Genomic DNA, 21,401 nt, shown 5'->3' with positions numbered 1-21,401 from the left:
GAGAGCAGTTGGGTTACTCTTCCTTTTTACTCAACTGCTCTTTCATATACATTGAAGGCGGCATTCCATACAATTCTTTGAATGTTGTCGAGAAATTATTAGGATCAGTGAATCCTGTTAACATGGCTATCTCGGATATGGTATGCTGTTTTTCGGACAATAGACGAGCGGCTTCTTTTAAACGTATATTACGTATAAAGTCACGGGTTGTCTGGTTGGTGAGCTCTTTGAGTTTCCTGTGAAGATGTACGCGGCTGATACCTACCTCGGTGGTGATTGTCTCTATTGTCAAGTTAGGGTTACTGATGTTTTCATTGATCACTTTCATAATACGTTCCATCAATTTCTCATCGGGTGATTTCACTTCCAGTTTCTGAACCTTGTTTTCCAGATTTTGCTGGCCTGTAAATACTTTGCGTAACTGCTGCCGTGTATTAATTAGATTTTCTACCGTCTTTTGCAGAATTTCGATATTGAATGGCTTCATGATATAGGCGTCGGCTCCTGTATTCAGACCTTCCAGGTTGTCTTCTTCCCTCGTTTTCGCAGTAAGCAAAATGACTGGGATATGGTTGAGGTTTACATTCTGCTTGATCTTCCGGCATAAGGTAAGTCCGTCCATTTCGGGCATCATGATGTCACTAATGACTAAATCCGGAGCCTTTTTAAATATTTGCTCTAATGCTTCTTTACCATTACGGCTTTCCATGATATGAAATTTGTCCCCAAACTCCTTCGCTATATAATTTCGGATTTCTTCGTCGTCTTCTACAATTAATACGTGATATTTAGTTTTTACCCTGACTTTCTTTTCTTCCTCATTTTCTATAATGGGAGAGATGACAGGAACAGTTGGTACGGCTACTGTTACCTTTTGCTCATTGTTGTCAACTTCTTCAGGTCGTAGATGCTTGTTACCCAACGGTAATCGGATAATAAAACGGCAACCCGGTTGTTCTTTATTATTTTCTACATAGATAATTCCATGATGTAATTCCACTAATGAACGAGTAAGATGTAATCCTATTCCCGTGCCTCCTTTCGGATTCTGTTGGCTGTTACGGATCTGATAGAAACGTTCGAAGATATGTTCTTTCTCCTGTTCATCGATGCCTGTTCCGGTATCCGCGATAATTATTTCGGCATATTGTTTCAAGGGATCGGGCAGTGTATTGTCTTCTCCCGTACGGATGGTAATATCTATGTTTCCTTTTTCAGGAGTAAACTTGAAGGCATTAGACAGAATATTCAGGATAATCTTATCAAAATTACCTGTGTCTACCCATACATTTAGTTCCCGGAGCGTACTGTGAAGTTGTAGCCGGATCTCTTTTGTATTTGCCTGTTGTCCGAAAGTAGTGCATAAATCCTCGATAAAAGGAATGATATTGGTTTCCCGGAACATCAGGAACATTTGGCCTTTATCAATTTTCCGGATATCCATTAGTTGATTGACGAGGTTTAGAATGCGCTCTGCATTTCTATAGATGATATGATATGTTTTCAAACGTTCTCTGTTGTCCTCATTCTTAATCAGTTTCTGTAGAGGGCTGATGATTAGAGACATTGGAGTGCGTATCTCATGAGAGATGTTGATAAAGAACTGCAATTTCGCTTCATTGATTTGTTCGGCATGGATATGTTGCAGCATTTCCTGATGCATTCTGTACCGATGTCTGATCTGAAGAATAATGATAAATATAATGGTCAGTAATAATAAGGAGTAAATAACTTTAGCCCACCATGAAGCATACCATGCAGGAGATATATAAATGGTAATTTCTTTTATATTTGAATACACCGTGTTGTCTTTTGCTCTGATTTTAAAGTTATAGGTACCGGGTTTCAGATTGCTGAATGAGATACGGTTTATACCTTTTGGCAGGCTGATCCATTTTTCGTCGTTGATGGAATAAAGGTAGTTGATATGTTCGGGGGCATTTAGCTCCAGAGTGGCAAACTCGATACTGAACACATTGTCTTTATGGGATAAATAAAACTCTTTTGCATTAAATACAGGGCAGTTGATAATATTATGAATGCCGGATCTCATCCCTTTCCTGACCGGATTGTTATGCAGGAAAAAGTCGGTAATCCGTATGTTCCATATTTTTGCCGGATTGATAATATCTTGGGGGCTGAAATAGGTGATGCCATTCATGCCGCCAAACCAGATGGTGCCTTGCTCATCTTTGAATGAGGCATTCTTGTAGAACTCATTCCCTTGTAATCCGTCACCTACATAATAATTGATGAATTTGTTATTTTTCTTTTGAAATTGGGATACTCCTGCGTTGCTGCTTATCCATAGGAAATCATTCTCGTCTCCTTGTATTGCATATATTGTATTGCTGGGCAATCCATCTGCGGTGGTATAGGTCGTTATTTCTTTGGTCTCCTTATTCCAACTTGACAGCCCTTCGGAACTTCCAAGCCATATAATTCCATGGTTGTCTTCATAAATTGAATAAATCACGTGTTGGGGTAGTATCTTGTAGCTCTGAAAATCAGGGGTGTCAAGGTCAATGCAGTTCATTCCGTCGTAAGTTCCTACATATAGCTTGTTGTCATTGGAGTAGTGCAGGCAACCTATCCATTCATTTATCAATGAAGAATTGGATTGCACAGATGTAAACTCCTTGGTTTTAAGATCATAATAAAACAGCCCGAAACCCATTGTCGCAACCCACAAACGTTTGTTCTTATCTTCTGCAAAGTCATATACACGTTGTATATAGTTGTTGTTCTTATCCATTAGCTTGTACTGGTAGCTACACTGTCCTGTTTGTTTATCCAGCTTCCCCATACCGTTGATAAATGATCCCACCCAGATGTTATCTTCAGAATCCTCATATAGCTTTATAACGGTTGAAGGCACTGAGTTGGGATGATTGGTATGTGAGAAGTGTTTTGCCGGTTCTAACTTTTCTGTAAGAGCATAAATTCCATCATTATCCGTTCCTATCCATAATATGCCGTTGTTGTCCTTGCAAAATGAAGTAATGCAACTGGAACCGATAATATTCTTGTCCATGGACTTATGGCCTATATACTTGAAACTGTTGGTTCGGGCAGGTATTTGTATGATCCCTTTCTGATAAACAGCCAGCCATAAGTTACCGGAGTTATCTTTCAGAATAGAATGTATTTTCGATTTATTGGAGTCAAAGTAACTGTTATCGAACCGATATTCGGAAATTTCATGAGTCTTGTTGTTATAGATATTCATACCTTTTCCGTCAGTTCCGATATATAACTCATTCGGGCTGGCGGAATAAAGGAAGCTGACAGGAAGTTCTTTTTTTTCTTTGAAGTCAACGGGAACGAAAGTATCGGATTTCTTCTCATAGGCGAATAATCCTTTTCTCATGCTCCCTACATAAATATTTCCCTGTGAATCCTCACAAATACTGTTGATGTATCCGTTGTCTTTAGACAAATATAGGGAAAGCCGGTTATCGGGATCGAGACGATATAATCCTTCTTCTCCTTTGGACATCCAGATATTCAGCTTTCTGTCTTCAATCATATACCCCGGTGAGGTTATGGAAGCATTAATCTGTTGAACAGTCAATTGGTTGTTTTTGATATTCAGTCTACACAATACATTGCCTGATATCCATATTTCCCCGTTTCTTCTTTCGATTATGGAAACGATGTTGCTTTCAAATATTTCTCCATTGTCTTCCCATTTCGCGAGTGGGGTAAAGTTATCAGTGGCGGGGTCATACATTTGGACTCCCATATATGTACCGATAAGCAGATGACCTTTGCTGTCTTCAAATACGGTACGGACAAAACTATGGGCCAATGAATGTTCATTGGCGGGTTCATGTTTGTAAATAGTGAATTTTGCACCGTCATAACGGTTCAGCCCGTCTTCTGTCGCAATCCAGATAAAGCCGTTCCGATCCTGATACATATGATTAATCAGACTGCTGGATAGTTCCCTGTCAGCAGTAAATAACTTGGGAGATTGCCCGTTGCATAACAAAGAAAATAATAGTAATAGAAAGGTTAATACACTTTTCATGTTCATCAGATCAATGTTTGTAGTACAAAAGAAACTAAAAACCTAAATATAACCTAATAAAAGAGGAACATTTTAAATGGCTTCTGAGGTTCAGGTTTGATGTTGTAACAAGACTAGGTGGACAATGTAACATGGATAAAGATGCTACCTGTTTATGACATAGGTTCTACCGGCCTTTGTCTCAATATCATATTCATATACCTTTGGCAATTGAGGAGATTGAGGCTCCAGCCCTTTTGCTGTCAGAGGCTTCTTAACCGGAGTGGCGGTGAATAGCGGATTCGGGCATTCTCTGTCTGCTTGTTTCAAGCCTTTTCCTTTCAGTGGAACATAAGACCGGATACGGAGGGTGCCACCTATATTAGATCGGATGATTGCTTTGTTCAATAAATTATTTTTCCAATCCATATCAACTGTAAAATTGCCCCGTGCTACTAAACCTTTCACACTTCCTTCTTTCCATTCATCAGGCAATGCGGGCAATAAATGTACGGCACCGTCATGACTTTGAAGTAACATTTCCGCTACTCCGGCTGTATAACCGAAATTACCGTCAATTTGGAAAGGTGGATGGGCATCCAGCATATTGGGATAGGTACGTCCGTTCGGATATTCTTTGGCCAGATTATCATCAGGCAATAGTTGAATCATATTTTTGATGATTTGGAAGGCATGGTTTCCATCCAGCATACGTGCCCAGAAATTGACTTTCCAACCGATGCTCCAACCGGTAGCCTTATCACCGCGTTGTAGCAATGTGTTTTTAGCTGCCTGAAATAATTTCGGATTTGAGTAAGGAGAAATTTGGCTGCCGGGGTATAACCCGTACAAATGTGAGATATGGCGGTGCTCGTCCTTGGGATTGTCAACATCTTCCAACCATTCTTGCAATTGGTTATGTTTTCCTATTTGCATGGGTGGAAGTTTCTCTAGTGTTTGTTTTAGAGAGTCTTGGAAAGAGGGAGTTTCACCTGTGATTTGTGAAGCCAATAAAGTATTATGTAGCGCGTCAAAAGCGATTTGGTTATCCATGGTGCATCCGGCAGTGATCGGACCATGTTCCGGTGATACGGAGGGAGCTACCACCAGCCATTTATAGGTAGGATGTTCCACCAGAAAGTCCATATAGAATTGTGCGGTTCCTTTCAGTATCGGATAATATTCTTTTAGAAATTCTTTATCTCCGGTGAAAAGATAATGTTGCCAGATATGTTGGGCCAACCAGGCACCGCCGCTAGGCCACATGCCGGCTGCTGCAAAATCGACTACACCACAGATTCTCCATAAATCGGTGTTATGATGTGCCACCCATCCTCGGCAACCATACATGGTTCGGGCTGTTTCTGCTCCTGTGACAGATAAATCTTTCAGCATAGAGAATAACGGACTATGTGTTTCACTTAAATTAGTGACTTCTGCCGGCCAATAGTTCATTTCTGTATTAATGTTGATAGTGTACTTGCTATCCCACGGGGCATGTATGCTGTTATTCCATATTCCTTGTAAATTGGCTGGTTGTCCTCCCGGTTGTGAAGAAGAAATCAGCAGATAACGTCCATATTGGAAAAGCAAGGCTGCCATTGCCATGTCTTTGCCTTTCCCGAAGTTCTCAATTCGCCGGGGAGTTTCTATTTGGGACGCCTCACTTGACGGCAAATGAAGTTGGACACGGTCGAATTGTTTTTTATAAAAGGAGATATGGTTTTTAAGAGCTTTTTCGTAAGGAATGAGTATTGCTTTTTCCAGATAATCAGTAGTCCGTCGGGATTCATCTGCGCTTACATTCTGGTAGTTTATGTAGTTTGTAGCTGCCGATATGTAAAGAATTGCTTCTGTACCGCCGTTTATCTGAAGAATATTGCCCGCCGGGTGGATAATACCGTCTGTTTTCACTCGAATCTGACATTCTGCCCGTAGTGCGGCTTTCATACCTTCCTGTTCTTCTCCCTGGCAGGTGATAGTCAGTTTGTCATTTTGAACATTGACCTCATTTTTCAGCGGACAGTTGTATGACACATTGAAACTTAATGCATTGGGTTGACTCGCCTTGATATGCATGATGATGACATTATCCGTGAATGAAGCGAAAGTGGTGCGGGTGTAGTTTATGCCATTCACTTGATAGCGGGTAGTGGTTGTTGCATTTTCCAGATTCAAGTCGCGGTAGAAGTCGGCGGCATCCTTATGCCCGGGGAATTCCAGATACAGATTTCCCAATGTCAGATAGCTCATTCCGTGTTGCCGGGTTAGAAAATTGGCATCGATGAGCCTTTGTGCTTCCTGATTTCTTCCTTCGAATATCAGTTTGCGCACAATAGGCAGGACATGTACTGCATTCGGGTTATTATTGTTATAGGGAGAGCCTGCCCAAAACGTTTCTTCATTAAGTTGCAGTTCTTCACGTTCGGTTCCTCCATATACCATGGCTCCAAGGCGGGAATTGCCGATAGGAAGAGCTTCCGACCAATTTTGGGCCGGTTGGCTGTACCAAAGTTTCAAATCTTGTCCTGAAACTAAATTACTTATTAGCAGGAGCAACAGGAAGAGTGTGTTTCTATTCATATTATAGTATTTGCTGCAAAGGTAGATTATTTATTTGTTATGAAAGATAAAATATGTATCCGATTATTGGTCTGTAAGTTGCTTCTTCCTGTGTTTATGTTACCAATACTATAGTGTATGTTACATTTTAGCAATATCACACCTCTTCCACTCTTACAAGCTTCCATCCTTGAAATACTGGCGCGATACTTTTCAGCTTCTATACTTTCCTGAACCACACTGGTATTCAAATAGCAAACCTTAAGATTTACATATGTTAATCTTAGGATTTACAATGATAAATCTTAAGGTTTACTTTTGATGGTATAAAAAGGGTATTTGAAGTATTATTTAGTCCCGCAATCACTCATTCCGAATGAATCTGCGACAATCCGAATGAATCTGAGTTAATCTGAATCAATCTGGCATAATCCAAGACAATCTGAGGCAATGTACGTCCATTTGTGAAATGGAGATGATTTACCTTTGCAAAGTAATCGATTACAAATAGTCTCAAGTAATAACTAAAAAAATAAAAAGATTATGGCTTTAATTTACAGGGCGATACAATCGGGAATCGCAAATAAAGAAGGTGAGAAATTGTGGCATTTGAGTTTGGTAAAAATGAAAGATGTAATTGTGACGCAGACGTTGGCTGAGCAAATAGCGGAAAAATCCTCGTTGAGTGCAGGTGATGTACATAATGTGATTAGGAATTTAATGTCTACCATGCGCATGTATTTGCTAAATAGCTATACAGTGAAGTTGGAAGGATTAGGCTCTTTTACGATGATTGCACAAACTAGAGGTAAGGGAGCAAAAACAGCAAAAGAAGTAAGTCCTAATCAGATCACTTACTTACGTTGCCAGTTTACCCCGGAATATACGCAGCCGGCAGGTAGTATACGTACACGTGCCTTGATACAGGGTGTGAAGTTTGCGTCAGTCGAACAGTTTAAAAACATGCTGATAGGTGGATTGAACGAAGGTGGCGATGAAGAAGATAAGGATGATAATGTGGGAGGTGGTGGCTCTGGGGAAACACCGGATCCGGCAGCTTAGTTGAAATGATTCTTTAATTTGATAAGAGGGGATATGTCGTTATGTACGATCTGTCCCCTCGATTCTTTTTGTTTTATGTCTTGCTTTGGATACTACTTATAACGTATGATTAACCTGCTTGAATAATGATGTTATATCCATAAACTTATTGTAATTCACGTTATAGGGGTGTCCTTACTGTCACCGAATATTTCACTTTAGAAACAACGGGCAATTGAAAACTGGATGCCGGAAGCCCTTCCGTGTTATAGATGGAAGAAGGGGGATTGTTTTCCCATGCATAGCGGATACTTGCCGGTATCCCTTTTCCGTCCCATTTGACTATAACGGTATTGCTTTCGGTATAGGCTTTGACAAACTTATATTTTCCATCATTGGCGGCAACGGCAATGCCTTCCAATGATTCAGCTTGTTTCAAGGTGCCCGTTCCTTGCATGAAGGAGACAATGATTCGCCCGTCTTTCAGTTCTGCCGATTCTGCCATAGGCCCTTCTGCTACGATATTTTTCTTGCCGAAAGCAAGTTTGTTCATTTGAAGTACACAGCGGTGTGCCAAATCTTTCTTGTTGAGCGGATGGATATCATTGCTCTCCCCCAAATCAATGGCAGTGGCCAGACCGGTATTCTTTAGCTGAAGACTCGCCTTGCGTTGGGCTTCACGCACTCGTGCGTTGCCGCTTTCTACAGGTACTTTACTTCTCTGCTGGTAATTGGCAAGTTGCACGATGATGAAAGGCAGATTCTTATTATTCCATTGTGTACGCCAGTCGTTGACGAGGTCAATCAGGTGACTTTCATAGAGCTTGCTGCCTTGAGGCCCTGTGTCTGATTCTCCCTGATACCAGATAATGCCCCGTATTCCATAGTTACGCAAAGGATGTATCATGCTGTTGTATAGTCCGGTTGGTTCATTCTGGAATCCGATAGTTGAAGGAATACGTTCCATAGTACACCCCATTTTATGTTTCCATATGGCGGCTAACGGAAGTGTCCGGCCGGCTATTTCCAATTGATAAGGCTTTCCCTTTACAAACTCCGGACATCCGGCGCTGCTGACAAGACGGATGACAATCTCATTTTCACCGGCACGGAGCGTACCTGCCGGAACTTGATAGATACGTGGCGGATATTGATAACTCGTTCTTCCTACACAGACACCGTTTATATAGGTAGCATCCGAATCTTTCAGCGTTCCTACGCGCAAAGTTGCTTTTTGTCCGGCCAGCGATTCGGGGATGCTGATTTTCTGGCGGAAATAATGCACTCCATTGAGAGGGCTGTTCCGGCTGCCGCCCCAATTGGAGTTGAATACATCTATTTCTTCCCAGTCCGAAGCGTCGAAGCTCTCGTGTATCCATTTTTCTTTGTTACCAAGGTCATCGGCCGCTTGCCGTTGATGCCATTGGCTTACCTGCGCTTGTTGAGCGTTTTTTACAGAATCCGGATAATCGGGATTGGAGTATTGCGACGACCGGAACTTTTCCTTGAAATTCTCATATTTCTCGAGCGACTGCCGTGTAGACCAGGATGCTATCTTCGTCCCGCCCCAACTGCTGTTGATAATACCGATTGCCACTTCCTTTTCTGCCTGCATTTCTTTGGCAAAGAAATAACACAAGGCTGCAAAATCCAGTGCGTCTTTCCGGTTGCATGTTTTCCACTCGTTTTCGCTATTCTCTTGAGGGGCGATGAAGTTGTAGGCATATTTGGTTTTAGTATACCGGATGAGATTGTTTTCATACGACATTATCTCATCCTTATACTTGTCCATAACCCGTTTCACGGTAAGCTCCATATTGGATTGTCCGCTGCACAGATATACATCACCGACATATACATCCTGTATACTTGTTTGGTTTATCTTCAATTCATAAGGGCCGCCTGCCTTATGTTCAGGCAGATTGATACTCCATTCTCCTGTTTTGGAGGCGCGTGTCTTGTATTGTTTGCCGTTGAAATCAACTACAATTGTCTCTTTAGGCTCAGCCCATCCCCAAATGGGAATGGGAGTTTCACGCTGCAGTACCATCCGATCCGAAAAGATTCCGGGAAGTTTTACTTCTGCCTGAGTGCTTATTGCATAAAGTAACAGGCACCAAATGATATAAATGTTCTTTTTCATGGATATTTTTTGGGGTAAGATTACCTCTTATATAGAAATAAGGGTAAAAGAGGAAAAGCCTGTTATTTTTTGGCAACCAACACGATATTGTTAATATCCACTTTTTTATTTTTTCCCATCCCGATACTGACTTTAGTTATGGAACTTGGGTCAATACTGATTTTTCCGGCTTTTTCATCTTTAAAAGCATTGAATTGTACTTTCTTCTTGCCTTGGGTATAGAAACCCATGGAAACTTTTACTGTTTCATCGTCCTGGGTATATTCTATTTTTAAAGAGCAAATGGCATTTGTGGCGTTTTCATCTAATTTTTCGAAGTTGGATGCTTCAAAGTTTATTCCGGTGTAATCACTGTAATCGTCTTCAGGAAATACCAAGTTTCCGAAACTGGTCGAAATCAGGGTTTGTCCTTCGACTGTCAGTTTATTATTGGCTTTGCACTGGCTGACTTCAATCGTCTTGTCCGCTTGTGCGTAGGCACTCATTATTCCCAAACATGCAACTAATGCTGCTACTAAAACCTTTTTCATGTTATTTTCTTTTAGAGGTTAATAATTAATTTAATCTGTGGACAAAGTTAGGCTATCTTTTCGAAAGGATAGAAAAAACCTGTTTCAATAATTTTTGTATATGTTACATTCTTCTTTCAGTATGAGGGGAACTGAATTTAAAAACAAATGAAACGAATTAAATAGTCCGGTTTTGAAAAGATTTGCTTTCTTTGCATAAAGAAAAGGACTGTTTACTATGAAAAGGCTATTATTGTTGATGATTGTGTTTTGGAGCGGGATTGTACGAATGGCCGCCGAGAATACATTGTTCTATGATTCCAGACAATTAACTTGTGACCTCATAACTTCCATTTGTCAGGATAAGGATGGATTTATCTGGATAGGGACAGATTATGGACTTAATAAATTCAATGGCGTACAATTCACTCATTATTATAATAACCCGGAGGACAGCACATCCTTGGCTGACAACTCGGTGAAGGCTTTGATGCTTGATGATGAAGGTACTTTATGGGTGGGCGGTATAGGCGGACTGCAATATTATGTTCCTGAAGAAAATGCTTTCCGGACAATTGCGTTTGACGGCAGTTCGTTCCTGCATATCATGTGCGTAGTCCAGTTGCGTTCGGGAGAGATATGGGCAGGCTCTTCCGGAAGAGGAATTTTCCGTATCCGAAAGGATACGGGCACTGGAAGCCTGATAACGGATATCCCCGAAGTGTCCGAACATGCCCATTATGGAGCGATATATGAAGACCGGCAGGGAACAATATGGATTGGAGAAAATGGAACCGGCCTGCTCCGATATGAGCCTTCCGCACGGACAAGCAAAATGTATGCAAAAACTGTTTTAGATGGTGGCTCTTCAATTTCCGGAATGGCTGAGGACCAGTCGGGCAATTTTCTTCTCTCCACCAGTACTACTGCCTATTATTATGATAAAGAATATGACCGTTTCACCCCAATAGAGCATAATGAATCTTGGCTGCCGATGCGCTCTATACTTGTCAGCCAGCAGGGGACACGCTATCTCGCGACTTTTGGCAAGGGGCTGAAAGTCATACAACCCGATTTGAAAGAACTTCGTACAGAGTCGGTCACTCTTCCATTTTTTGATTTCAATAATACCAAGGTACGCACTCTCTTTGAAGATCGTGACCAGAACCTGTGGATGGGGTGTTATCAAAAGGGGCTTGTCATGTTGTCCAAAGAATCTACGCCTTTTCATTTCTGGAGTATTCCCGATCGTGAATATCCGGGAGCCGGGGTGATTACCGCTTTGCATAAAGATGACGAAGGACATATTGTTAGTGGGATAGAGAACGAAGGAATATTTAAAATAACTTCTGAAGGGAATATAACCGAGCATTTGCTTGCAGGAAAGACATACTCATCCATATACAAGGATTATAGTGGCAATCTCTGGTTTGGCGGATATTATTCCGGACTTTATATGCAGGATACTGCAGGAAATGTGCATTTCATGCTGCCGGAGATTAAATTGAGGGACATAAAGAAAATCACAGGTGATGACAAAGGTAACCTATACCTTTCTTTATTCGGTTCCGGATTTATACGTTACCATATTCCCACCCAGACTATAACAGAATATCAAAGCGTTTCCGGCGGGATGAGGAACAACTGGATTTATGCATTGCTTTGCGATTCTAAAGACCGGTTGTGGATAGGGCACTGTAATGGCGTGGACTGCTTTGACCCCAAAACAGAAAAGTTTACTCCTGTGCCGAGTCCCGTATTGGGCAATTTTATTACCTATTCATTACTGGAAGATGTGCGTGGAAATATCTGGGCGGGAACGAACAAGGGGCTTATGTGCTATCATCCTGCAACGAAGGAACTGGGGTATTATAATGAAGAGAACGGGCTTTCTAATAATTTTGTATATGGATTGGCGGAAGATGAAAAGGGGAATATCTGGTGCAGCACCCTGAAAGGAATCAACTTGATAAAGGTGGCTGAAAATAAGATAGCTTCCTATTATTCGGAGCGTGGCTTGGTGGACAATGAGTACACCATCGGAGCAAGTTTCCAGTCTATGAATGGAGTAATCAATTTCGGTGGTGTGAAAGGAATTACGACTTTTCATCCCGATAGTGTTACTGTGCCGAAAGGGAAGGCGAACGTCATTCTTTCCAATCTTTATTTAGGAGGGGAAACTGTGACAGCTAAAAGCAAATCCGGAGGAAAAACAATTCTTGATGCTTTTGTCACACGTGCGGATAAAATCAGTCTGGCTTACGAGGACAACACATTTACAATGGAGTTCTCTACGCTGGATTACCGTAATTCGAGTAATATCTTTTATGAATATCGTATCAGGGAGTATGAGAAGAACTGGACTCCCACCCAATTGGGAGTGAACCAGATTACCTACAACCATTTAAATTCCGGTAGATACACATTTGAGATACGTGCCTGTGAGAACGGGCAGTACACTCCTGTCAAGGTGATTCAGATTGATATTGCGGCTCCGTGGTGGCGTTCGGTGCCGGCATATGTCTGCTATGTCTTGATATTGCTTGCCGTTGCGTTCCAGATTTATCTGGCTGTCCGCCGTAAGCATCAGAAAGAAATGAGCGAGGAGAAAATCAAGCTCTTTATAAATCTTTCGCATGAAATCCGTTCTCCGATGACTTTGATTGTGAGTCCGCTGGAGAACCTGTTGAAAAGAGACTATGATGCCGAAACGATGAAGATGCTGCGCTTGATGCAGAAAAATGCCGACCGTATTATAAATTTGATGAACCAGTTGCTAGATATGCGTAAAATAGAGAAAGGGCAGTTGCATATTCATTGTGTCGAGACTGATATGGTGGAATATATCAGGGAGTTGACATCCCTGTTCACTTATCAGGCACAGAAAAGGGACATAAATCTGCATTTTGACTATGAGCGGGATGGGCTGTCTGCCTGGATTGACCCTGATAACTTTGATAAAGTATTGGTGAACCTTTTGTCGAATGCCTTTAAATATACGCCGGATGGGGGTGAGATAAAGATTTGCCTGCGTGAGAAAGTAAATGAACTTGCTGCCGGAGATTTACAGCATTCCATTGAAATAGAAGTGACGGACAGCGGAACTGGTATTGATGCCAACAAACTGGAGAAGATATTCGAACGCTTTTATCAGGCACCTTCCAATGGTTCCAACGGGAGTCTCGGCTTCGGTATCGGACTGAATTTGTGCCGGATGATAGTCAAGTTACATCATGGCACTATCAATGCCTGCAACCGTCAGGATACACAAGGCAGCCGTTTCATAATCCATATCCCTTACGGGAAAGACCATTTGAAAAAGTCTGAGCTTGCGGATACGGAGAACAAAGCTAATCCGAGAATTGCTCCTGTCCTTGAGTTTGCTCACGAGAGCAATGAGGATGTAGCCCGGATAAAATATCATAAGACAAATTATAAGATTGTGATAGTGGATGATGATGATGAGATTCGTAATTTCCTCGAGACGGAATTAAGTTTGCAACATAAAGTCTATGTCTGCCGTAATGGTAAGGAGGCTCTGCAGACCATTTTGAAACAACAACCGGATCTTGTTGTCTCCGATGTCGTGATGCCCGAAATGGACGGAATCTCACTATTGAAAGCTATCCGCAGCAACCCGAACGTAAGCCATATTCCTTTTATTCTGCTGACATCAAAGGCGGAGTATAAGGATCGTATCGAAGGATTGAGCAAGGGAGCGGATGTGTATCTGGGCAAACCGTTTGTTGTTGAAGAATTGAGGATACATATCAAGAATCTGATTGAGACAAGGTTGCTGCTGAAGGGAAAGTTCTCCGGTGTCAGGGATCAGGAGGGGAAGATTGAGATGGCAGAAAACAAGTCGGGAGATGAACGGCTGATGGAACGGGTCATGAACGTCATTAACAAGTTCCTTGACGATTCGGAATTTAATGTGGAGATGCTTGCCCGTGAAGTGGGGTTAAGCCGTGTGCAGCTTCACCGGAAGATGAAGGACATTACGGGTGTTTCGACTTCCGCCTTTATCCGCAATTTGAGAATGAAAAAGGCGGCCGCCTTACTTCAGGAAGGGAAGCTGAATATTGCTGAAATAGCAGATGCGGTGGGGTTTGATAACCAGGCGAACTTTTCTACTGTCTTTAAGAAATTCTATGGTATGTCTCCCTCGGAATACGCTGTATCTATCAGAAATAAAGACGAATGATACCAATTTAAAAGTCCGTCTTACGTATAGTAAACATTGCGTTACATTTTATAAAGTGTCTGGAAGCACAAGGTTGTAACTTTGTATCGGTTGGAAATAATATTTAAATGATTGATACATGAATACACGAATCGTTGTGAGCGGGCTTTTATGGATTACCTTGGCAGTAATCGGATTGTCCGGATGCTCGGTAGAGCATCCGTCAGTGGAAAGTACGGAATCCGGCATTACTCAAGACGGGGATAATCTTGATAATGCGACTGTCATTCGAATAAATCCTTCGGATAAATATCAGACAGTGGAAGGGATTGGTGGCGGAATTGCCAATTATGAGAGCTGGTATTGCCGGCATCCCAATAAGAAAGAACTGTTTGATTTGATTTTCAAGGAGCTGGAGGTCTCCATGATTCGCATAGGAAACTGGTATGAAAAGAAAGTGTCGGGTGAGAATCCGGATATTCTCAAACAACAGAAAGAGCTTATGGATGCGGCAGACCTGAGGTTGGGGCGCGGCAATTTCTCAGTTATGATGTCCAACTGGCTCGTGACTCCCGATTTGATAGACCGACCGGGGGAAAAAGGAGCGACACTCAAAAAGAATAGTGACGGAGAATATATGTACAAGGAATTTGGTGAATGGTGTCGTATGACACTGGAAGCCTATCAGGAAGCGGGTATGACACCGGATTACCTGAGCATGATGAATGAACCGGACGGAGATAATAGTGCAGGAAATAAGGTCTGTCTAGGCTATGGTGCTGATAACTCGAGAAAAGCGGATTATGGAAAAGCCTTGGAAGCCACTTGCGAAGCATTGAAGGATATGTCTGACTGTCCCAAGCTTGTCGGGCCCGAAGTGCTCGGTATCGGGTACGGGACTTTCGGAAATTATTATAAAGCTTTGAATCCCGCTTTGTTGGATGCCGCTGCTTTTCATTGCTATCATGGCGGCAACACTGCTGATTATAAAGATAACGACCGTTATTCATCCGCCCATGCATTTAAATCGGAATTTTTGAACCTGTCCCGGCAGGTCGGTGACAAGCCGGTGATGATGACCGAAAACTGTTCTTATCATCCCGCGGTTCCTGAAGATGCTGTGAATATCGCCCATTTTATTTCCAACTCTTTCCGTTATGCAAATGCCGCTGTTTATTTACACTGGGCGTTGTTGTGGGGATATGCAGATGCTACTGAGCTGAAAGAGGGAGGTGACGGTTGCATTGCTGTCGAGTGGCCTTGGAGCAGTTCGCGTTGGACTACGGAGAAAGGCTATGTAGTAAGAAGCGAGTTTTATGGACTTAAGCACTTCACAAAGTATGTAAAACCCGGTTGGCGGCGGATTGGGACAGAGTTTGAACTTCAGGAGACGGAAGTGGTCGCTTTTCAAGACCCTGATGAGCGCCAGATAGCTGTTATCTTGATAAATTACTCGGAACAAAAGGAAAAAACAGTCAGATTGGAGAGTATCGGGAGCAAAGAAGTTTCTTCCGTAAGGAAAGTAATACGGACGGATACACGAAAAAACAGTTGGTATCAGGAACTGAAAGATACCGACCCGTTTGTTGGATTTGTGCTGCCGGCAATGAGCGTCACTACAGTTTATTTCAAATTAAAAACAAATTGAAACGTATTTAAAAGGCTGATAAACGTATGTACAAATGGATGTTACATCTCAAATAGTGTCATTGGATACGAATTTATACTTTTGTATCGGACGGTTAGCCGGATGATTTGATACGAGATTATGAAGCAATATTTTATAAATGTAATATATATGAAGAACAATTATTTCTTAAGATGTGTGCTGCTGGCCGGATTATTTCCGGTTTTCATGATTTTTGCAGTCACTCCTGCTTGTGCGGCCGGAGGTGCATTTTCTCCTCTTCCGCATTCTGTCTCCGAGGGAGATATTACAGTTACCGGTAAAGTGGTTGATGAGGGCGGGGAACCTTTGATTGGGGTTAGTATTCAGGTGAGAGGTACCAGTAAAGGTACTACGACTGATGTGAACGGTAGCTATACGTTGAATATGGCATCAGGTTCCACGCTTGTATTTTCATATATCGGGATGAAAACTGTCCAGCGGAAAGTTGCGAAAGGCGGCAGGATGGACGTCACCATGGAGAATGATGAGAACATGCTGGACGAAGTCGTGGCAATTGGATATGGCTCGATGAAACGTTCGGACTTGACCGGCTCGGTAGTGTCCGTCAGTGCCAAGTCTATTGAGGAATCAATGGCTTCGACCATTGACCAGGCATTGCAGGGACGTGCGGCAGGACTGCAAATGACGCAGAACTCCGGTGTTCCCGGTGGAGGTACTTCTATCCAGATTCGCGGCGTAAATTCACTAAACAGTACCAATGAGCCTATCTATGTAGTGGATGGAGTAATCATTTCCGGTGAGACAGGTTCCAATACGAGTAACGCCATAGCGGGCATCAATCCGGCTGATATTGAAAGTATCGAGATTCTGAAAGATGCTTCGGCCACGGCCATTTACGGTGCACAGGCGGCTAACGGAGTAATATTGATTACTATGAAATCGGGAGTGACCGGTAAGCCGCGGATTAATTTCCAGATTTCTATGGGAAATCAGGAAGTACCGAAGAAAATCGACATGATGAATTTGCGTGAGTATGCCCGTCACTATAATGAATTGTACGCTCTTATAAATGCCAGCAGAGTGAAAGATGCTTTCAGCCATCCCGAAACTTTAGGTGACGGTACTAACTGGCAGGATGAGATATTCCGTAATGCTCTGTTGCAGAACTATAACCTGTCGGTTCGCGGTGGGACAAAAACGGTCAGTTATAACTTGTCCGGCGGATATCTGAGCCAGGATGGTATTTGTATCGGTTCGGATTTTGAACGTTATACCTTCCGTATGGGAACAGAGATACAAGCTACTTCCAAAGTTCGTTTCGGAGGTACGGTGAATGTGTCCTATACCAAGCAAAGTACAGGTATGGCCAACTGGTCTATCATTCCCAATGCGCTTTATCAGGCTCCTGACGTTCCGGTGCGTGATGCAAGCGGTAATTTTACCGGGCCGGAAGAGGACGACCAGGCGAACTTGAGCAATTATAACAATCCGGTGGCATTGGCTGCATTAACCCAGCGGAATAATGAAAAAGGTGGTGCACGTGCCAATCTTTTCATGAAAATCAATCCTTGGAAATGGTTGACCTACCGGACTGACTTTACGGCAGACGGCAATATCGACAATTATCAATATTTCCTTCCCGAATATGAACTGGGATGGGCAAAGAACCCCTATCCTACGAATGAACACTCCAAAAACTACAGTCTCTACTGGGGCTGGAAGAATGTAGTGACGATGGAAAAGACATTCAAGCGCAAGCACAAGACAAGTCTGATGCTAGGACATGAGATGACTTCCAGAAATTCAGATTATCTTCAGGGAAAACGCACCCATGGAGATAATGTGCTGACAGACTTGGATGCCGGTGACGCCGCTTATTCGACCAATAGCGGAAGGGCAAGCAAAACAACTTACCTTTCTTACTTCAGCCGTTTGTTTTATAGTTATAACAACCGTTATCAGTTGACGGCTACGGTACGGCGTGACGGAACTTCCCGTTTTGCCAAAGGAAACCAGTGGGGGACATTTCCGTCGGTAGCTGTGGCATGGCGTCTTTCCGAAGAGTCATTCTGGCGTCCGCTGAGAGATGTGGTCAACAATTTCAAGTTACGTTTGAGCTATGGTGAGGTCGGAAATTCCAATGTCAGCTCCTTTGCTTATCAACGGATGGGCACATACGTACAATCTATCTGGGGGACGAGTTTGCAGACTGCCAATATCGCCAATCCCGATTTGACATGGGAAAGTACCCGTTCCTGGAATGCCGGTATTGACCTGAACTTCTTTAATAACCGCGTGGAGCTTATTTTGGACGCATATATCAAAAAAACAAGAAACCTCTTGTTGCAACAAGATTATCCGGGATATATGGGAACTACCGGCAATGGGGCTGCCGCTGCCCAATGGGCGAACATCGGTTCTATGGAAAATAAAGGTTTTGAATTTACATTGAATACCGTGAACATTTCCAACAGGGATTTCCAGTGGCGTACGAACGTGACGTTCAGCTTGAACCGCAACAAGGTGGCAAGCATGAATACGCAAAACGCGTTTATTGACAAGACCTATCAGAATAGCGGCCAGACCGAAGTAATCACCCGTACGGCAGTCGGCCATCCGGTCAGCCAGTTTTATGGTTACAAGGCAATCGGGCGTATCAACAGTGCTTCCGATTATTTGATAGATAACGGGGATGGAACCAGTACGGTGAAGATTGCCACTCCGGTGCTTCGGGTGGGCGATTGTGTCGTTAATTCGGGCACGGACAAAGGCAGCCTTGTCAAGCAGGTATATATCGGCGACTATATTTACGAAGATTTGAACAATGACGGAGTAATCGACGAGAAAGACCAGACCTATCTGGGAAGCCCGTTGCCTAAGTTTACCTATGGTATCAACAATACTTTCAAATACAAGAACTTCGATTTGACCGTTTTCCTGTACGGTTCGTATGGAAACAAGGCGATGAACTATTTGTCCCGCCGTATCACGAACCCTAATTCGAGCGGCAATGTGCACCGGTCGGTTGCCAATCATGCGCGTCTGGGGTATCTGGATGGTAATCCGGAGAACACTAATGTATGGAACATGTATATTCTGCCCGGTTCTAACGGCTTGTGCCGCATGTCTGTCAATGATGCCAATGACAACGACCGTATCAGCAGCCTTTACGTGGAAGATGCTTCTTTCCTTCGCATACAGAACATCGCTTTGGGCTACACACTGCCCAAGCAATGGCTGAAGAAGTTGAAGATAGAGAATGCACGGATTTATGCGAATATCAAAAATGTATATACATTCACGGGATATGACGGCTATGACCCGGAAATAGGTTCCACACAGGCACAGTATTCCTATTCCGGCCAGAGTATGTTGATGTACGGAGTGGATACGGGACGTTGCCCTTCTCCCCGGATTTATACGTTTGGCATTGACTTAACCTTTTAAATAAAAAAACTTCCATGAAAAAGAATATCATATTATCAATGGTTTTTGGAATGGTTGCGATGGCAAGCTTTACTTCCTGCAATGACTTCCTGCAGGTGAGTGCCACCAACCAGAAAGAAATGGACAAATCCTTTACTACCTATGACGAACTGCGTCTGGCTACGGCTTATCTGTATATGAAGCCTTGGTTCGGCTTTCACAGTACACGCCTGTTTGCGATGGGAGATGCACGCGGAAACAATATTTATGGTGATAACAACAACGAGACAGGCTATGCTCCTTACTGTCTTTTTACCGACAAACCGAATACCCCCGGTCTGGCAGATGCGTGGAACTCGCTTTATATTGTGGTCACACAAGCGGATTATATCATAAACGATTACGCTCCTCAGGGACGGATGCATTTTGAAGAAAGACTGGCCGATAGCTGTGAGGGCGAAGCGCGGTTTATGCGTGCGGCGGCTTACTATTATCTGGCTTCTTACTGGCATGATGTACCTGTCATGGAGAATCCGGTGGAGCATACAAACGCTTTCAATCTGGCACCGACACGTTTTGAAGATGTCATCCGTTATGGTATCCGTGATTTGGAGTACGCAGCGGAATATCTGCCGCTTTCGGATGCGGACGGGAGAGTGACAAGATATTCGGCATTGGGCTTGCTGGCGCGCTATTATGTCACATTGGCGGCGTACGCCCGTGGCGGACATTGTACGCAATCCACTCTCGACTATTATGAAGCGAGTGATGCCCACGACCTTGCGGAAATACTTTACGGACTGGCTAAAACGGCTGCCGGAGAAGTGATAACCGGCCAGGGCAGATACGGGCTGATGGAAGATTACGAAGAGATTTTCCGGGTACAGAACAACAACTGCAAGGAGGTGCTGTTTGCATTGCAGCCTTTGCAGGGTGTCGATTCTTACGGAATGGGGAATAGTAACGGAAGCGGCCTTTGTTCTTATTCGGAATTGTTGAATGGATTGAGTGCCTACAATTCTTCTTATATTTCTTATGATTGCCTGCGTATGCTGGTCAATTCGGGCGGACGTTCCCGGTTGCGTGCCAATGTGCTTTGTCCTGGAGAATACTACGACTATATAGGCACGCATACTGCCGAGGGCGGATGGTCTGCCGGATACAAAGGCGGGCAGAAAGCGGCCGGATTGGAAACCAATAAAAAGGTGGCGTTCAAGAAACAAGTGGTAGGCAGTGCGGAAGACACTAACAATATAGCTATTTCTGGAAATTCCGGTTTCTGCACACCGATGTTGCGCCTTTCGGAAGTTTATCTACTGTACGTTGAGGCATGTATGGGGACAAAGGATGAACTGACCGACCGGAATGCCTTGCAATATTACGATGATGTCCGGAAGCGTGCCTACAAATTGGAAATTGAGAATGACCCGGACTTCCGGTATTACGATACCAATTTCCTTACACGCAATGACTTGATGAAAGAATATCGTATGGAATTTTTCATGGAGGGGCTTTGGTGGCCTACTTTGGTGAGACGCTCCTTCTATGATATGAAGTGGGTGACAGAGTTTATTAACAATGAACTGGTTATCATGGCTGAAGGTGCTGAAGGAGAACTGGTGCGTAGCGACGAATGGGACAGTAACAGATGGTATGCTTATTACTATACGGTGAATAAGACAACGGAACAGGCAGCGTTCAGTTCGGACAGTCCCCGTCAGAGCGACGCTTCCAAATTGGCGGTGAGGGCAACCCATGCTCCGTTGGCGGAAGGGGATTATGTACACTCAAAGACATCCGATGATAATGTCTGGGCATTCTCTTACCCGGAAGTGGAAAGTACACGTGACCCGTTATTGAATACCGCGCCTGTTGCTTATGATTTTAACAAATAA

General features: G+C 43.2%; 9 protein-coding genes. 5 read left to right on the top strand and 4 right to left on the bottom strand.

Annotated elements, in window-relative coordinates:
• Positions 1–13: 13 nt before the first annotated feature.
• Together AB5443_RS12120 and AB5443_RS12115 are read right to left on the bottom strand one after the other, a co-directional pair.
• Positions 14–4,033 carry a two-component regulator propeller domain-containing protein gene (locus AB5443_RS12120; RefSeq protein ID WP_277132831.1) on the bottom strand — a complete coding sequence of 1,340 codons (4,020 nt, stop codon included), beginning with the start codon at positions 4,031–4,033 and terminating at the stop codon, positions 14–16.
• Positions 4,034–4,177: 144 nt separating this feature from the next.
• Entirely contained in the window at positions 4,178–6,595 is a 2,418-nt protein-coding gene (locus AB5443_RS12115) for a glycoside hydrolase family 95 protein (protein WP_277132653.1), read from the bottom strand.
• 522 nt (positions 6,596–7,117) lie between these two features.
• Between AB5443_RS12115 and AB5443_RS12110 the strand changes: the two genes are divergently transcribed.
• Entirely contained in the window at positions 7,118–7,636 is a 519-nt protein-coding gene (locus tag AB5443_RS12110; RefSeq protein WP_022137183.1) for an HU family DNA-binding protein, read from the top strand.
• 160 nt (positions 7,637–7,796) lie between these two features.
• Here AB5443_RS12110 and AB5443_RS12105 read toward each other — a convergent pair whose 3' ends face one another.
• Both AB5443_RS12105 and AB5443_RS12100 read right to left on the bottom strand, forming a co-directional pair.
• Positions 7,797–9,758: a sialate O-acetylesterase gene (locus AB5443_RS12105; RefSeq protein WP_368113592.1), complete on the bottom strand. Its 1,962-nt coding sequence runs from the start codon at positions 9,756–9,758 to the stop codon at positions 7,797–7,799.
• 62 nt (positions 9,759–9,820) lie between these two features.
• Complete coding sequence (locus AB5443_RS12100; protein ID WP_022137185.1) at positions 9,821–10,288, bottom strand: hypothetical protein; 468 nt, start codon at positions 10,286–10,288, stop codon at positions 9,821–9,823.
• Between the two features lie 217 nt (positions 10,289–10,505).
• On the opposite strand from AB5443_RS12100, the gene AB5443_RS12095 reads away from it, so the two are divergent.
• The 4 genes from AB5443_RS12095 (at position 10,506) to AB5443_RS12080 (ending at position 21,401) form a co-directional block, all read left to right on the top strand.
• Positions 10,506–14,471, top strand: coding sequence for a two-component regulator propeller domain-containing protein (locus AB5443_RS12095; protein ID WP_277132645.1), 3,966 nt, complete (start codon positions 10,506–10,508; stop codon positions 14,469–14,471).
• Positions 14,472–14,589: 118 nt separating this feature from the next.
• Positions 14,590–16,098, top strand: coding sequence for a hypothetical protein (locus AB5443_RS12090; RefSeq protein ID WP_277132643.1), 1,509 nt, complete (start codon positions 14,590–14,592; stop codon positions 16,096–16,098).
• Positions 16,099–16,248: 150 nt separating this feature from the next.
• A complete protein-coding gene (locus AB5443_RS12085) occupies positions 16,249–19,527 on the top strand; it encodes a TonB-dependent receptor (RefSeq protein WP_195406819.1) in 3,279 nt (1,092 codons plus the stop codon).
• Between the two features lie 14 nt (positions 19,528–19,541).
• Entirely contained in the window at positions 19,542–21,401 is a 1,860-nt protein-coding gene (locus tag AB5443_RS12080; protein WP_368113590.1) for a RagB/SusD family nutrient uptake outer membrane protein, read from the top strand.

Source organism: Bacteroides sp. RTP21281st1_H5_RTP21281_210402, from assembly GCF_040918965.1.
GTDB classification, from domain to species: Bacteria; Bacteroidota; Bacteroidia; order Bacteroidales; family Bacteroidaceae; genus Bacteroides; species Bacteroides congonensis.
The sequence above is the reverse complement of the archived record's forward strand: the minus strand, read 5'-3'. Positions and strand labels throughout refer to the sequence as shown.

What these genes read in the sequence shown, in the direction of transcription:
- AB5443_RS12120 (WP_277132831.1), bottom strand. Translation starts at nt 4,033, where the DNA reads ATGAAAAGTGTATTAACCTTTCTATTACTATTATTTTCTTTGTTATGC.
- AB5443_RS12115 (WP_277132653.1), bottom strand. Translation starts at nt 6,595, where the DNA reads ATGAATAGAAACACACTCTTCCTGTTGCTCCTGCTAATAAGTAATTTA.
- AB5443_RS12110 (WP_022137183.1), top strand. Translation starts at nt 7,118, where the DNA reads ATGGCTTTAATTTACAGGGCGATACAATCGGGAATCGCAAATAAAGAA.
- AB5443_RS12105 (WP_368113592.1), bottom strand. Translation starts at nt 9,758, where the DNA reads ATGAAAAAGAACATTTATATCATTTGGTGCCTGTTACTTTATGCAATA.
- AB5443_RS12100 (WP_022137185.1), bottom strand. Translation starts at nt 10,288, where the DNA reads ATGAAAAAGGTTTTAGTAGCAGCATTAGTTGCATGTTTGGGAATAATG.
- AB5443_RS12095 (WP_277132645.1), top strand. Translation starts at nt 10,506, where the DNA reads ATGAAAAGGCTATTATTGTTGATGATTGTGTTTTGGAGCGGGATTGTA.
- AB5443_RS12090 (WP_277132643.1), top strand. Translation starts at nt 14,590, where the DNA reads ATGAATACACGAATCGTTGTGAGCGGGCTTTTATGGATTACCTTGGCA.
- AB5443_RS12085 (WP_195406819.1), top strand. Translation starts at nt 16,249, where the DNA reads ATGAAGAACAATTATTTCTTAAGATGTGTGCTGCTGGCCGGATTATTT.
- AB5443_RS12080 (WP_368113590.1), top strand. Translation starts at nt 19,542, where the DNA reads ATGAAAAAGAATATCATATTATCAATGGTTTTTGGAATGGTTGCGATG.